The organism is Amycolatopsis sp. cmx-11-51, from assembly GCF_047608665.1.
Lineage (GTDB): Bacteria > Actinomycetota > Actinomycetes > Mycobacteriales > Pseudonocardiaceae > Amycolatopsis.
Genome location: NZ_JADNQO010000004.1, coordinates 212,721 through 226,082 on the forward strand (window position 1 = coordinate 212,721; position 13,362 = coordinate 226,082).

Annotated in this window: 16 protein-coding genes; 10 read left to right on the top strand and 6 right to left on the bottom strand. The window is 69.3% G+C overall.

The genetic code is table 11. The features are described from left to right. Window positions 1-33 precede the first annotated feature (33 nt). Genes ACM6LU_RS17495 through ACM6LU_RS17515 form a run of 5 tightly spaced genes read left to right on the top strand, consistent with a single transcriptional unit; the run spans window position 34 to window position 4,779 of the window. The gene (locus tag ACM6LU_RS17495; RefSeq protein WP_414938769.1) at window positions 34-1,206 is read left to right on the top strand and encodes an NAD(P)/FAD-dependent oxidoreductase; all 1,173 of its coding nucleotides are present in this window, start codon (window positions 34-36) and stop codon (window positions 1,204-1,206) included. Then, complete coding sequence (locus ACM6LU_RS17500) at window positions 1,203-1,511, top strand: (2Fe-2S)-binding protein (protein WP_414938770.1); 309 nt, start codon at window positions 1,203-1,205, stop codon at window positions 1,509-1,511. The genes ACM6LU_RS17495 and ACM6LU_RS17500 overlap by 4 nt, the downstream gene beginning before the upstream one ends. Continuing rightward, window positions 1,508-2,869 carry an NAD(P)/FAD-dependent oxidoreductase gene (locus ACM6LU_RS17505; protein ID WP_414938771.1) on the top strand — a complete coding sequence of 454 codons (1,362 nt, stop codon included), beginning with the start codon at window positions 1,508-1,510 and terminating at the stop codon, window positions 2,867-2,869. The genes ACM6LU_RS17500 and ACM6LU_RS17505 overlap by 4 nt, the downstream gene beginning before the upstream one ends. Next, a complete protein-coding gene (locus ACM6LU_RS17510; protein ID WP_414938772.1) occupies window positions 2,866-3,777 on the top strand; it encodes a dihydrodipicolinate synthase family protein in 912 nt (303 codons plus the stop codon). The genes ACM6LU_RS17505 and ACM6LU_RS17510 overlap by 4 nt, the downstream gene beginning before the upstream one ends. Continuing rightward, entirely contained in the window at window positions 3,778-4,779 is a 1,002-nt protein-coding gene (locus ACM6LU_RS17515; RefSeq protein ID WP_414938773.1) for a proline racemase family protein, read from the top strand. It abuts the gene before it with no gap. 95 nt (window positions 4,780-4,874) lie between these two features. Here the strand turns inward: ACM6LU_RS17515 and ACM6LU_RS17520 are convergent, their stop codons facing one another. Genes ACM6LU_RS17520 through ACM6LU_RS17530 form a run of 3 tightly spaced genes read right to left on the bottom strand, consistent with a single transcriptional unit; the run spans window position 4,875 to window position 7,911 of the window. Next, complete coding sequence (locus ACM6LU_RS17520) at window positions 4,875-6,089, bottom strand: amidohydrolase family protein (protein ID WP_414938774.1); 1,215 nt, start codon at window positions 6,087-6,089, stop codon at window positions 4,875-4,877. Next, entirely contained in the window at window positions 6,086-6,523 is a 438-nt protein-coding gene (locus ACM6LU_RS17525; RefSeq protein ID WP_414938775.1) for a GAF domain-containing protein, read from the bottom strand. Before ACM6LU_RS17525 ends, ACM6LU_RS17520 begins: the two co-directional genes overlap by 4 nt. Further along, window positions 6,520-7,911, bottom strand: a complete 1,392-nt coding sequence (locus ACM6LU_RS17530) for an MFS transporter (protein ID WP_414938776.1) — start codon at window positions 7,909-7,911, stop codon at window positions 6,520-6,522. The genes ACM6LU_RS17525 and ACM6LU_RS17530 overlap by 4 nt, the downstream gene beginning before the upstream one ends. A 135-nt stretch (window positions 7,912-8,046) precedes the next feature. Here ACM6LU_RS17530 and ACM6LU_RS17535 point away from each other — a divergent pair, with 135 nt between their 5' ends. From ACM6LU_RS17535 to ACM6LU_RS17555, 5 genes are all read left to right on the top strand, one after another. Next, on the top strand, window positions 8,047-8,973 hold the full coding sequence (locus ACM6LU_RS17535; RefSeq protein WP_414938777.1) for a MurR/RpiR family transcriptional regulator: 927 nt from the start codon (window positions 8,047-8,049) through the stop codon (window positions 8,971-8,973). Beyond that, window positions 8,970-9,218 carry a hypothetical protein gene (locus ACM6LU_RS17540; RefSeq protein WP_414938778.1) on the top strand — a complete coding sequence of 83 codons (249 nt, stop codon included), beginning with the start codon at window positions 8,970-8,972 and terminating at the stop codon, window positions 9,216-9,218. The genes ACM6LU_RS17535 and ACM6LU_RS17540 overlap by 4 nt, the downstream gene beginning before the upstream one ends. Window positions 9,219-9,314: 96 nt before the next feature. Then, entirely contained in the window at window positions 9,315-9,620 is a 306-nt protein-coding gene (locus tag ACM6LU_RS17545) for a hypothetical protein (protein ID WP_414938779.1), read from the top strand. Next, on the top strand, window positions 9,613-10,713 hold the full coding sequence (locus tag ACM6LU_RS17550) for a VanZ family protein (RefSeq protein ID WP_414938780.1): 1,101 nt from the start codon (window positions 9,613-9,615) through the stop codon (window positions 10,711-10,713). The genes ACM6LU_RS17545 and ACM6LU_RS17550 overlap by 8 nt, the downstream gene beginning before the upstream one ends. Before the next feature lie 165 nt (window positions 10,714-10,878). Then, a complete protein-coding gene (locus ACM6LU_RS17555; RefSeq protein WP_414938781.1) occupies window positions 10,879-11,301 on the top strand; it encodes a hypothetical protein in 423 nt (140 codons plus the stop codon). Between the two features lie 76 nt (window positions 11,302-11,377). Here the strand turns inward: ACM6LU_RS17555 and ACM6LU_RS17560 are convergent, their stop codons facing one another. From ACM6LU_RS17560 to ACM6LU_RS17570, 3 genes are all read right to left on the bottom strand, one after another. After that, complete coding sequence (locus tag ACM6LU_RS17560) at window positions 11,378-12,472, bottom strand: S1 family peptidase (RefSeq protein WP_414938782.1); 1,095 nt, start codon at window positions 12,470-12,472, stop codon at window positions 11,378-11,380. 415 nt (window positions 12,473-12,887) lie between these two features. Beyond that, on the bottom strand, window positions 12,888-13,073 hold the full coding sequence (locus ACM6LU_RS17565) for a hypothetical protein (protein WP_414938783.1): 186 nt from the start codon (window positions 13,071-13,073) through the stop codon (window positions 12,888-12,890). After that, a complete protein-coding gene (locus ACM6LU_RS17570; protein WP_414938784.1) occupies window positions 13,070-13,219 on the bottom strand; it encodes a hypothetical protein in 150 nt (49 codons plus the stop codon). The genes ACM6LU_RS17565 and ACM6LU_RS17570 overlap by 4 nt, the downstream gene beginning before the upstream one ends. Window positions 13,220-13,362: the final 143 nt, after the last annotated feature.

Consider the following 13,362-nt stretch of genomic DNA (forward strand, 5'->3'; position numbering starts at 1 on the left):
CGTTCGTTCGCTTTACCGAACGCTGGAGGGTCGATGAACCGGACGCGCGTGGTGGTAATCGGCGCGGGCATCGTCGGCGCCGCGTGTGCTCGGGAGCTGAGCCGGGCGGGCTTCGACGTCGTCGTCGTGGATCGCGGCCGTCCCGCCGGGGGCACCACGTCGCATGGCGAAGGCAACGTCCTCGTCTCCGACAAGGGACCGGGCGCCGAACTCGAACTCGCGAAGCTGTCCATTCGATTATGGCCCCAGGTGGTCGCCGAAATCGCCGATGAAAACGCGCGTGCCGCTTCGGCGATCGAATACGACCCCAAGGGTGGCATCGTGGTCGCCACCACCGAAGACGGCGCCCATGCCCTCACCTCGTTCGCCGCGTCGCAACCCGGAATACACGCGGAGTCGTTGTCTCCCAAGGAACTCATTGACGCCGAACCCGCACTGACCCGCGAGGTGACCGTCGCGTTCCACTACCCGGAGGACGCCCAAGTGCAGCCCGCTGGGGCGGCGCTGGCCCTGCTCGGTTCCGCATTGCGCCATGGCGCCCGGCTGCGGTCCGACACCGAGGTCGTCGGCGCGTCTGTCCGCAATGGACGGATCACCGGTGTCCGCGTGCCCGGCGAGGTGATCGAGGCCGACGTCGTCGTCAACGCCGCGGGACCGTGGGCCGGGCAGGTGTCGGCGCTCCTCGGCGCCCCGATCGCGGTCCGGCCCCGCCGCGGCGAAGTGCTGGTGACCACGCCGATGCCCGGCGTCGTCCGGCACAAGGTCTACGACGCCGATTACGTCGCCGCGGTCGGGGCCGACTCAGGGGATCTGCAGGCTTCCGCCGTCGTCGAGTCGACCTGGGGCGGCACCGTGCTGATCGGTTCGTCACGGCGCCACGTCGGCTTCGACGACACGATCCGGCCGGAGGTGCTGAGTGCCATCGCGGTCAAGGCACTGCGGCTTTTCCCGGCACTCGCGGACGCCTCGATCATGCGGGCCTACGGCGGTTTCCGGCCCTACGTCGACGATCACCTCCCGGTGCTCGGCGAGGATCCGCGGCTGGAGAACCTCTGGCACGCCACCGGACACGAAGGCGCCGGTATCGGGCTTAGCGTCGGCACCGCCCGGTTGCTGTGCGAACTGCTCAGCCGGGCGGAGCCCGCGATGCCGGTCGGGGAGTTCACTGTGGACCGTCCGGCGGTACTGGCCGAGTTGCCCGCATGAGCGGACGACTGTTTCCCCGGGACAGGGATCCGGTGGGCCGTACCGACCGGCCGATCGAGATCACCGTCGACGGCGAAACCCTGACCGGGATCGCGGGCCAGAGCGTGGCGGGTGTACTTCTCGCTGCCGGGCGGATCTCCTGGCGCACCACGCGTTCCGGTGCGCCGCGCGGGGTGTTCTGCGGTATCGGCGCGTGTTTCGACTGTGCGCTCATGGTCAACGACGTGCCCGATGTCCGCGCGTGCCGCCGTCCGGCAGCCGACGGCGACGAAATTCGCACCCAGTCCCGGGAGGACGGCGTATGAAGCAGGTGGTGATCGTCGGCGCCGGACCCGCCGGGCTCGCGGCGGCCGAGCACGCTCTGCGGGCGGGTGCCCGGGTCACGGTGCTGGATCAGGCCGACGCTCCTGGCGGGCAGTACCACCGGACGCTGCCCGAGGCTTTCGCGGCGCGGAACCCGGAGCGGCTCCAGCACGGCTGGGCGGAGTTCGACCGGCGCCGTCGCTTGCTGGACCATCCGCGGTGCCAGTGGTGGCCCGGCTCGACCGTCTGGGCTCTCGACCGGGCTGAGAACCGGGTACACGTGCTGCGAGGGCGGGCCGACGGCAGCGGACGGCGGCGATCGTCCCTCGAGTCGGACGCGCTGATCCTGGCGACCGGCGCGCACGACCGCACGTTGCCGTTCCCCGGCTGGGAACTGCCCGGCGTGTACACCGCGGGTGCGGCGCAGGCGCTGGCGAAGGGGGAAAGGGTCGCGATCGGCAGGCGGGTCCTCGTCGCCGGGGCCGGGCCGTTCCTGTTGCCGGTCGCGGAATCATTGTTGGGCGTCGGGGCGGAGGTGGTCGCTGTCCTGGAGGCGAACCCGTTCACGACCGTCCGAAAAGGATGGTCGGCGCGGCCGTGGGAACTCGCCGCCCACGCGGGCAAGTCTGCCGAGCTGGCCCGGTACGCCGCGACACTGGCTCGCCACCGCGTCCCGTACCGGTTCGGCAGGACCGTGATCGAGGCGCGCGGGGCCGACCGTGTCCGCGAGGTCCGCACCGCCAGGGTCCGGGCCGACTGGTCGGTCGTTCCCGGCACCGAGCGGACGTACGAGGTCGACGCGGTCTGCGTCGGACACGGTTTCGTCCCGCAGCCCGAACTCGCCGTCGCGGCGGGCTGCGTCCTCGACGGCGGTTTCGTACGGGTCGACGACGCGCAGCGGACCACGGTGGACGGTGTCTTCGCCGCGGGTGAGATCACCGGTATCGGCGGCGCGGTCACCGCCGCGGCCGAAGGCGCGGTGGCCGGCCGCGTCGCCGCCGGAGGAGATCCGGGCCGATCACTGGTCCGCGAGCGCGACCGGGCCCGAGCCTTCGCCCGACGACTCGCCGCCGCGCATCCGATCGGCCCGGCCTGGCGCGGCTGGCTGGCCGACGACACGATCGTCTGCCGCTGCGAGGAAACCACGTACGGCGAACTCACCCGTGCGGCGGGCGACCCGGCCTGTCCGGGCTCGCACGCGCTGAAACTCGGTACCCGGGCAGGCCTGGGCCCGTGCCAAGGCCGGATGTGCGGCCCCACCGTGTCCGAACTCCGCGGTGGTACCGAACGACACCACCGCCCGATCGCCCAGCCGATCCGGCTGGGCGAACTCGCCGAACCCGAGGAGACATCCGCATGAGCACCCCCGACCTCGGTGGCGTCGTCGTCGCGACCGCCCTCCCGTACCGGGCGGACGAATCGGCGCCCGCCGGGCTGGCCGTGGACTACGAGGCCTACGCCGCGCACTGCCGGTGGCTGATCGACAACGGCTGCCGGGGCGTCGGCCCGAACGGTTCCCTTGGCGAGTACTCCTCGCTCACCGACGACGAACGCCGCCGCGTCGCGCGCACGGCGATCGAAACCGTCGGCGAGGACGGGATCGTCGTCGTCGGCGTGCACGGCCCCGGGTCGCATCAGGCCAGGCACTGGGCCGAAATCGCGGCCGAGGACGGCGCTCACGGCCTGCTGTGCCTGCCGCCGACGATGTACCGCGCCAACCGCGGCGAAGTGCTCGCCCATTTCGAGGCGGTGGCGTCGGTCGGCCTGCCGGTGATGGTCTACAACAACCCCATCGACACCAAGGTCGACCTCACCCCGGGTCTGCTGGCCAGAATCGGGGCGATCGACAACGTGGTGGCGGTCAAGGAGTTCTCCGGTGACGTCCGGCGGGTGCTGGAGATCCGCGAGCAGGCACCGGGGCTGGACGTGATCAGCGGCGCCGACGACGTGGTGCTGGAAAGCCTGCTGATGGGTGCGACCGGCTGGTTCGCCGGGTTCCCGAACGTGTTCCCTGCCGAATCGGTGCGGCTGTTCGAACTGGCAAGGGCCGGGAAGCTGGAGGAGGCAAGGGCGCTGTACGAACCACTGGTGGCCGCGTTCCGCTGGGACTCGCGCACCGAGTTCGTCCAGGCCATCAAGCTCGGTATGGACCTCGTCGGCCGCTACGGCGGGCCGTGCCGTCCACCGCGCGGGTCGCTGACGGACGAGCACCGCGCGCAGGTCACCGCCGACATGCGTCGCGCGCTCGCCTCGCCGGGGGTGGAGTAGATGCGCTCGATCCGGTCGATCACCGCCGTCGATTCGCATACCGAGGGCATGCCGACCCGGGTGGTGACCGGCGGGGTCGGCGTCATCCCCGGTGACACCATGGCCGAACGCCGCCGGTATTTCATGGAACACCTCGATCACCTTCGTCAGTTCCTGATGAACGAGCCGCGCGGCCATTCCGCGATGAGCGGGGCGATCCTGCAGCCACCGACCCGGCCGGACGCGGACTGGGGTGTGGTGTACATCGAGGTGTCGGGCTGTCTGCCGATGTGTGGGCACGGCACGATCGGCGTCGCGACCGTGCTGGTGGAGACCGGCATGGTCGAGGTGACCGAACCGAAGACCGTGGTGCGCCTGGACACCCCGGCCGGGCTGGTGCACGCCGAGGTCGAGGTCCGGGACGGTCGTGCGGAACGCGTCAAGCTGCGCAATGTGGCGTCCTTCCTCGCCGACCGGGACGCCGTCGTCGACGTGCCCGACCTCGGGGAAGTGCGCTACGACCTGGCCTACGGTGGCAACTTCTACGCCATCCTCGAACTGTCTCAAGTGGACATACCGTTCGACCGGGCGGAGAAGGACCGGATCCTCGCCGCGGGGCTGGACATCATGGCGGCGATCAACGAGCAGCGCCCGCCGAAGCATCCGGCCGACCCGCTGATCGGTGGCTGCAAGCACGTTCAGTTCCTGGCCCCTGGATCGGACGCACGGGCTTCGCGGAACGCGATGGCGATCCACCCCGGCTGGTTCGACCGGTCGCCGTGTGGCACCGGCACCTCGGCCAGGATGGCGCAGTTGCACGCCCGCGGTGAGTTGCCGCTGCACACGCCGTTCGAGAACAGTTCGTTCATCGGCACCACCTTCACCGGCGAGCTGGTCGAGGAGACCACCGTCGGCGGTGTCCCCGCCGTGGTGCCGCGATTCTCCGGACGCGCCTGGATCACCGGCAACGCCACCTACCTGCTCGATCCGGACGATCCGTTCCCCGTGGGGTTCGTCCTCTGAGACTTCGGCCCGTCGCGCCTGCTCCTAACCCCGCGTTTCGTCCTCTAGTTGCGATCCATGCACGTGCAACTACCGCAACCAGAGGACGAAACGCGTCAGGCGGAGACCACGGTCCCGCCTTGGACGATGTGCCGGAACGCCTCCGGCTCGGCCAGGACGCCGACGTCCTCCAGCGGGTCCCGGTCCACGACGACCAGGTCCGCGTATGCGCCGGGCGCCAGGGTCCCGATCTCACCGGTCAGGTTCAGCAGGTCCGCCGCCGTCGACGTCGCGGAGCGAATCACCTCGAGCGCGGACTGGACCTCACCGCGCAGCCGGAATTCGTGGTTCTGGTGCCGGTGCATCCCGCCGAGGAGATCGCTGCCGTACACCAGTTTCACCCCGCCGCGGGCGGCCCGCTCCAGCGCGGCCATGCCCGCGCCGAGGACCTCGTCGACCTTGCGCCAGCTCGATTCCGGCAGCCCGTGCTCGCGCCCCTCTTCCTTCAATGCCCAGTACGTGACCAAAGTGGGCACGAGGTACGCGTCGTGCCGGAGGAACAGTTCGACACTGAGGTCGTCGATCAGGTTGCCGTGTTCGATCGACCGGATGCCCAGCTCCAGCGCGCGGTTCACCGCGCGGGCGGTGTAGGCGTGCGCGGCCACGTAGCGGTTGGCCGACTCCGCCTCTTCGACGATCGCGCGCAGTTCGTCGGCGGAGTACTGCGTCGAGTCGATCCGGTCGGTGGGGGACGCGACGCCGCCGGAGGCCATCACCTTGATGTGGTGCGCACCCTTGCGCAGTTCGTCGCGCGCCGCCGCGCGGACCGCGTCGACACCGTCGGCGACCCGGCCGAGACCCGCGCAGCACGGGTGGTCGTCGCTGGCGTTGGCGCCGCGGGTCCGGCTGTCGCCGTGCCCGCCGGTCTGGCTCAGCGCGCGTCCGCAGAACAGCAGCCGCGGGCCGCGGAACAGCCCCTCGGCCTGTGCGTCGGCGAGGCCGTAGTCGGCGCCGGAGGCGTCCCGGACCGTGGTGAAGCCCCGATCCAGCATCTGGCTCATGGTGCGGGCGCTGTGGGCGGCCACGTAGGAGGGGGACGACGCGGGGAGCGACCCCAGATCCGCGGTCGACGCCGTCACGTGAACGTGCGCGTCGACGAGGCCGGGCAGCACGAACGCCCCACGAAGGTCCTCGGTCCGCACGTCACCGGCGGTGAGACCGGTGCCGGTCTCGACGATCCGGCCGTCGGAACACCGGAGGTCGCCCTCGGTGTACTCACCCTCGACCGGGTCGAGCAGCCGGGCGTTGCGGAGGAGCAGCGATCCGTTCATCGGGTCTCCAGAAGTTCGCGCAGGGCCGGGACCGCCAACGGTGCCAGTGAACGGGCCGCCGCGACGGAATCGTCGTCGTAACTGCCTTCGGCGTCGAGGATGTTGAGGACGCCGAGGGTGCGGCCGTCGTCCACCACCGGCACGTTGATCACCGCGCCGCAGCCGAGCCGGTCGATGAGTTCGTGGTCGGCGAAGATCTCCCGCACCGCCGCGCTGTCCGGGCCGAAGTACGGCTCCTGGCCGGTGATGCACTTGTCCAGCCAGCCCGCGGCCACCTCGACGGTCTTCTCGCCGCCGACCGGATACTCCGCCGGGTGGCTGCTGTGCACGCGCCGCAGCGCCCGCCGTTCGGGCACCCACGCCAGCACGGTGAACAGCCGTACGCCGATCGTGGCGCGGGTCTTGTCCTCCACAGTGGACAGTGACACGGTCACTTCGTCATCTCCTTCGCGGTGGTCACGGGCGCGCCGTGTTCGGTCAGTTCTTCCAGTGAGCGGCCGGCGGTGGACAGGCCGAACACGACCACGACCACCACCCCGGCCGCGAGGACGGCGGTGGTCAGGCCGAAGACGCCGGCGAACCCGAGGCTCGCGGCGGACAGGCCGATGATCGTCGGGGCCAGGATGCTGCCGACCCGGCCGAACGCGCTGGACAGCCCGGTCCCGCTGGCGCGGATCCAGGTCGGGAACACCTCGGGGGTGTAGGAGTACACGCCGGCGTAGGTGCCGTTGAGGAAGAACGACAGGACCGCCCCGGCGAGGGTGATCGACCACGGTGCGTCCATCTGGCTCAGCCAGAACGCGCTCACCGCCGATCCCGCGAGGTACAACGCGATGGTGTGCTTGCGGTCGAGCCGTTCGGAGAGCCAGGCGGCGGAGAAGTACCCGGGGATCTGCGCCAGGTAGATGATGATGGAGAACTCGAAGCTCTTGGTCACCGTGATCCCGCGCTCGACGAGCAGTGTCGGGATCCAGGAGAAGAAACCGTAGTAGGAGAACGTGATCACGAACCAGACGGTCCAGATCACCGCGGTGCGGCGGGCCATCGCCGGGCTCCACAAGAACTTCAGCGCGCTGAAGAGGTTGACCTTGGGGGTTTCCGTCGCGGGCTGGGCATCGGTCCCGGCCACGGCCGGAAGTGGTTGCCCGGTCGCCTTTTCGACGTCGCGCTCCAGTTTCGCGACGATCTTCTCCGCCTCGGCGTGACGTCCGTTCGCGACCAGGAACCTCGGTGATTCCGGCAGCGACCGGCGCCACCACAGCAGCATGACGATCGGCAGCGCGGTGATCAGCTGGGCGACCCGCCAGCCCTCCGGCACCGTCGGGACGACGAACCGCCCGATCAGTGCGGCGGCGACGAATCCGAACGAGAAGAATCCGGCGAGCGCGCCGACGAACCAGCCGCGCCGTTTTGCCGGGACGAACTCCGACAGGAACGGCGCGATGATCGCGCTTTCGGCGCCCGCGCCCGCCCCGGCCAGCACCCTGGCGCCCAGGAAGATCTCGTAGTTGGGGGAGAAGGCGGCGAGCACCGAGAACACCGCGTAGAAGGCCAGCGCGTACATCATGACCTTCTTGCGGCCGATGCGGTCGCCCAGCAGGCCGGCGGCGATCGCGCCGAAGAGGAAGCCGAACGGCGTGGCCGAACCGATCAGGCCGAGCTGCCCGTTGTCGAGACCCCAGACCGCTTTCGCACTCGGCAGGAGGAAGGCGACAACGGCGGAGTCCATGCCGTCGAAGGTGTAACCGAGCCCGCCGATGAGCAGGAGCAGATAGTGGGGACGGCTCAGGGGAAGCCGGTCCAGTCGTGCCAGAAGCGTCATGGGGAACGCCTTCCGTGGTTCGGGCGACGAGGAGTGCGGACAACGTATACTGCGTTTTGACCAAACTGCAATGGTTGTTGCAAGTGGTTCGACGGGCACGATGCGTTACCGTGGCGCGGTCGAGGGAGGGTATGCGTGGCAGAGACGGGAGCCGACGACGGTTTCGAGGTGTGGCTTCGGGATCGGACGCCGGAACGCGGCCTGCGGCCGAAGTCGGCCGCGGTGCTCGAAGTACTGGTCTCGCAGCCGCGCCGGGCTTCGTTCGGCTCGACGGCCGAGCTCGCCCAGCTCGCCGGGGTCAACGTCGCCACCGTGACCAGGACCGCCCAGGCGCTGGGGTTCGCGGGCTGGCCCGCGCTGCAACAGGAATTGCGGGCGCGGTACCTGTCGTCGCTGAGCGCGCCGCAGGTGGCCGAGGAACACCGGGACGTCGACTCGCCAGGGTCCGCGTCGCTGCGCCGCGATCTCGACGGTCTCGCGCTGCTCAACCGGCGGTTCGCCGAAGACGAGATCCGCAACGTCGCGCACGCCGTCGCCGCCGCGCGCCGCACGCTCGTCATCGCCGACGGCAGTTACGCCGCTGTCGGGATCGCCTTCGCGCACAACGCCCGGCTCGCCGGTTACGACGTCCACGCGATCACCGCCGGCGACGCCGAACTCGCCAACTCCACGGCGAAACTCACCGGTGACGACGTGCTGATCGCGATCAGTTTCTGGCGGCTGTACGAAAGTACCGTCCTCGCCGCGAACGAGGCGAAAGCCAGGGGAGCGCGCGCCTTCGCCATCACCGACGCGGCCAGTCCCGCGCTGGCGGGTGCCGTCGAACAGGTGCTGATGGTGCCTGCCGAGGGTGTCACCTTCTTTCCGTCCCTGACCGCGGGCATGAGCCTGGTGCAGGCGATCGTCGCGCAACTCGCCGCCGTCGATCCGGTCCGTACCGGCGAATCGATCGAGGCGGCCGAAGCCATGTGGGCACGGTTCGATCTGCTGCATCGCCGTCCGGGGTCGGCCGATCGGCCAGTATCGAAAAGGCCGACCGGGCGAGGCACGTCCGCCGGATGACCGATCCGCCGCACCCCGTCGAGAGGCGATCCTGGTTCCAGGCCGCCGAAACAGGCGGTACGGGGATCGAGGAGGCCGAAATGACGATGATCGCCACTCTGGGTGCTTACGCCGGATTCGCTTTGCTCGCGCTGATGGCGGTGACCCCGCTGCTGGTCGAGCTCGACCAGCGCTTCCCGGTCACCCGCCGGGCGAAGGCGGCCGAACGGGAACGCAGGATGCCGGTCAACCTCGCTTCGGCGTGACCCAGAGCACAGAGAAGCATGTGGAATTACCTCACGTGAGTGATTCCGGCTCAGTCAACTCGTAACTTCGTGTCGCGTCATGAAACGCTGAGTGACGTGACCGTGGATTGCTGTACCAGAGCCCAACCCGCCGACGCCTTCGCGGAGTTTCGCGAGAACATCGACGAACTGACCCAGGCGTTCATCGACGCCTGCCGTCAGGGCCGCAGCCCGGGCGACGCCACACTCGACCTGTTGCAGCGGGTCCACCGGGAAGACCGCAACTGGGTCGTGGTCCATCTGACCTTTGCCATCGCCGCGCTCGCGCGGCAGCGAGCCCTCGCTCCCGCCGACGCCATCACTCGGCCAGGTGGCGTAACGGGTGCGCCTGAGCGGGCGTTGCTAGCTTCCGCGAGTGACTGATCCGACCGTCTCCGCGATCATCGCGGTGTTCGCGGGTTTCGCACTCGCGGGCGTGCTGGCCGTCCCGTACATCGCGGCGAGCTACCGGCGCCGCGGTGAACTCGGGCTCTGGCGGGTCCTGCTGGTGTTCGGCTTCTTGGTCTACGTCATGTCACTCTGGACGTACACGTTGCTCCCCATCCCGCAGACCACGGCGGCGTGGTGCGCCGAGCACGCGTCCAGTCACCTGCAATTGCGCCCGTTCCAGTTCATCACCGACATCCGCCGCGAACAGACCGGGATCGGTCCGCGGGCCTTCCTGCGCAATCCCGCCGTCCAGCAGGCAGTGTTCAACGTCGCCTTGTTCGTGCCGCTGGGGATGTTCGTACGGCACCTCTTCCGGCGGGGTTTCGTGGCCACCGTCGCCATCGGGTTCGCGGTTTCACTGTTCATCGAGTGCACCCAGCTCACCGGGGTCTGGTTCCTGTTCGACTGCCCGTACCGGCTGGCCGACGTCGACGACCTGCTGACCAACACCCTCGGCGCCGCCGTCGGTTTCGGGCTGGCCCCCTTGCTGCGGCTGCTGCCGGGCAACGAGCCGTCCGCGCCGCCGGGAACGCCGCGGCCGGTCACCGCGCGCCGCCGTCTGCTCGGGATGGCCGTCGACCTCGTCTCGGTCGTCCTTCTCGGCACGACCGTCGGGATCGTGACGACGTTGGTGGCAGGCGAACCGAACACCGTGGTCACGGCCCTGATCAGCACCCTGCTGCCCGCGGTACTCCTGCTGTTCGTCATCCCGGTCTCGGGAAACGGCGCCAGCTTCGGTCAACGGGTCGTGTTGCTGCGCCCAGCCGGGCCGGACGGCGGGAAGCCCGCGCTGTGGCGGATGATCGTGCGGTTCCTCGCCGGTTCCGGCGGCTACTTCACGCTGCTGACCTTGGCTTCCGCCGTCAACGGCGGATTCGAACCGCTGGCGAACCTGCTGTTCTTCGTCAGCGGCATCCTCGCGATCCGGCCTCAGGGCCACCAAGGACTGTCCGGTTTGATCGCCGGTCTCGAGGTGGTGGACGCGCGGGCGGTCGAGGTGCCTGCCGGTGCCGCCACGGTCGCCTGAGGACTGTGGGGCTGGGAAGCCGACCAGTCCCGAGTTGGGCCGCGGCGGTTGTGAACGAGAACGGAGGCTGCGACACCCGATCGGGTTGTTCCGGTCGCTCACGCGAGTCGATCCGGCCGCCGTCGGGGACGGCCCGGAACACTCCTCGCGGTGGACGTGGAGTCGATGGATGACGTGGCCGACTGCCTGCTCTCGGTGGCCTGGAAGATCTTCCCGCTGATGGGGAAACCGCCCGCGCGTCCGGAAACCCGCGCCGAGGAGATCCGGTCCTTCCTCGTCGACGCGTGCCACGGCGCGGGAATGCGGGCCCGCGAATGGGCGGCCGCACACGGGGCGGGCACCGACGCCGACCACCGTCCGTTCCTGCGGCTGGCGGAGGTCTGCGCGGACGCGAACCTCTACCTGGACATGGTTTCCGGTGTCTTGGTGATGGACCCGGAACGCGTCCACCGCCGGTGGGCCGAGATCGAGACGCTGGTGCACGAGGCCCGAGGCCTTGCCGAAAGTGTCACCGAGTTCCTGGACGCCCACGAGGGCGCCTTGGCCGTGAGCGCCAATTCGGGGCAAGTCCGTTCCCCAAGTACATGATGGCCCCTTTCTTTGCGCCTAGCGCAAGGAAAGGGGCCATCATGTACTTCGAGCGCCCATGGCGCCAGCCGCGGGATCAGTCCTTTTCGAGGGTCAGGTCGTAGCGGTTGAGTACCTCCTTGACGGGTTGGAAGAAGGTGGTCCCGCCTTCGTCGCAGTCACCGGAACCACCCGAGGTCATGCCCTGGGCCTGCACCAGCTTCGTACCGGAACCCGACGAGGGGCGGCTGACGAACGAGCCACCGGAGTCACCCGGTTCGGCGCAGGCACTGGTCTGGGTCAGGCCCTTCACGATGTCTCCGTTGCCGTAGTTCACCGTCTGGTCGAGAGCCTCCACGCGCCCGCACTGCCAGTGGGTGGTGATCCCGGACCGGCAGACCCTGCCGCCGACGCCGACGACGTCCGCGCCTTCGATCCGCACGTCCGAACCATCCTCGTACCGGTCGACCCTGGGCGGGGTCGAGACGTCGGACTGGGTCACCTTGACGGTCCCGTAGTCGTTACCGGGGAACGACGACTTCGCGACCTTGCCGATCGTGCCGTCGACGCCCTGTACGGTGCCGCCGAGTTCGGTGCAGTGGCCGGCCGTGATCACGTAATGATCGTCGTCGTCGTCATAGGCGTTGAACCCGACCGAACAGGCGCCGCCGCTGAAGTAGAGACCCTGTCCACCGATCACGTCCCACAACGGCCGCGGAGCGCTCTTCACCGGATCCACCCGGACCGGGACTCCGGTGGACGTCACCCAGGCCCGGCCTGCGGCGTCGCCGCCCACCACGCTGACGACGACCTCGTTCGCGGGCGCGTCGACGTACCAGCCGGCGACCGAGCCAGGGAGGCCCGCGGTTCTGTTGTCCAATGTGGACTGGATCTTCTTCAGTTCGGTGGCACTGTGCCGGACCACCTTCGGTGTCGCGCCCGCCGCGCGGATCTGGGCCGAGCGGCTCGCGTCGGTGGTGCCGACGACCAGTCCGCCGGTCGTCGTGTCCAGCCAGGAACCGGCGAACGTGGCGCCGAGCGAATCGCCGAGTTTCTGCTGTGCGGCGGCCAGGACGGCCGGACCCGCCGTTTCGTTCAGCACCGGTGCCGCCGAAGCCGGGGCCGCGAAGGCGGTGACGGCTGCCGCGGCGCCGACCAGGACGGTCATGGTGCGCAGAGGATGTCGGATCACGAAAACCTCCATGGGATTGCGGAATTCGTTGCGGGATGTGTACTGGAGAAGCAACTCCTCATTCGACGTTACGACAGTGGGAGACCCGCGAATGCCGCCATTTGAGTAGCGCCCGCGATTCCCCTTTCCGGCTCAGCGGAACGGAGGGCTTCCGGTCATCACTCACTCTTGTGAGTGGAGGCTGCACGATTTACCGTCCCCGAATTGTCGACCGGTGCACGACAACCAGCGATGCTTGTGCGCCCATTCGGGGAAACGTGGATCTCGGCCCGGCGCGGCGCCTCACCTGATGGTGTTCGCGCCGAACCCGTTCGTCGCATTGGTGAATGCCAGGGTGCCGCCCGCGACGGTTCGCACTTTTTGGAAACCGAGCCCACTGCCGGGCTGTGCGGCGAGCGGCGGTGAGCCTCGGCGGTCAGATACGGGAATTGAGGACGTGGTCGACGGCCGCGTGCAGCGTCTCGGTTTCGGTGGTCAGGATCGATTCGTCAGAGGGCCGGGCTCTCGCGATGGTGAGTCCGTTGAGGACGGTCACGAGGAATCTGGCGCGTCGCCGGTTGTCGCCCTCGGCGAGGTTGCCTTCGTTGCTCAGGACGGTCACCAGTGCTCGACGCGGCGTTGCGCTTCCCGCTCGATAGCGAGATACGCCGCGCGGTTCTCGTCGGTGGGTTCGGGCTCGATGTATGTCTTGAAGATCTGGCCCCAACCTGCTCGTGCCTGTTCGCCCACGCCGGCGAGAGCGAACATTTGCCGGAGGCAATCGATCAGCCGCTCCCGCGCCGGTGCCGATCGGTCGTGGATCCTGTCGCCGGGGTGACCACGTCATAGCTGCCGGTGAGCACGGCGTCCTGCAGCGCGCGCTGTGTCGGGAAGTGATATCTGAGCGACGC

Coding starts and splice junctions, on each gene's coding strand:
- ACM6LU_RS17495 (WP_414938769.1), top strand. CDS start 34: ATGAACCGGACGCGCGTGGTGGTAATCGGCGCGGGCATCGTCGGCGCC.
- ACM6LU_RS17500 (WP_414938770.1), top strand. CDS start 1,203: ATGAGCGGACGACTGTTTCCCCGGGACAGGGATCCGGTGGGCCGTACC.
- ACM6LU_RS17505 (WP_414938771.1), top strand. CDS start 1,508: ATGAAGCAGGTGGTGATCGTCGGCGCCGGACCCGCCGGGCTCGCGGCG.
- ACM6LU_RS17510 (WP_414938772.1), top strand. CDS start 2,866: ATGAGCACCCCCGACCTCGGTGGCGTCGTCGTCGCGACCGCCCTCCCG.
- ACM6LU_RS17515 (WP_414938773.1), top strand. CDS start 3,778: ATGCGCTCGATCCGGTCGATCACCGCCGTCGATTCGCATACCGAGGGC.
- ACM6LU_RS17520 (WP_414938774.1), bottom strand. CDS start 6,089: ATGAACGGATCGCTGCTCCTCCGCAACGCCCGGCTGCTCGACCCGGTC.
- ACM6LU_RS17530 (WP_414938776.1), bottom strand. CDS start 7,911: ATGACGCTTCTGGCACGACTGGACCGGCTTCCCCTGAGCCGTCCCCAC.
- ACM6LU_RS17540 (WP_414938778.1), top strand. CDS start 8,970: ATGACCGATCCGCCGCACCCCGTCGAGAGGCGATCCTGGTTCCAGGCC.
- ACM6LU_RS17555 (WP_414938781.1), top strand. CDS start 10,879: ATGGATGACGTGGCCGACTGCCTGCTCTCGGTGGCCTGGAAGATCTTC.
- ACM6LU_RS17570 (WP_414938784.1), bottom strand. CDS start 13,219: ATGTTCGCTCTCGCCGGCGTGGGCGAACAGGCACGAGCAGGTTGGGGC.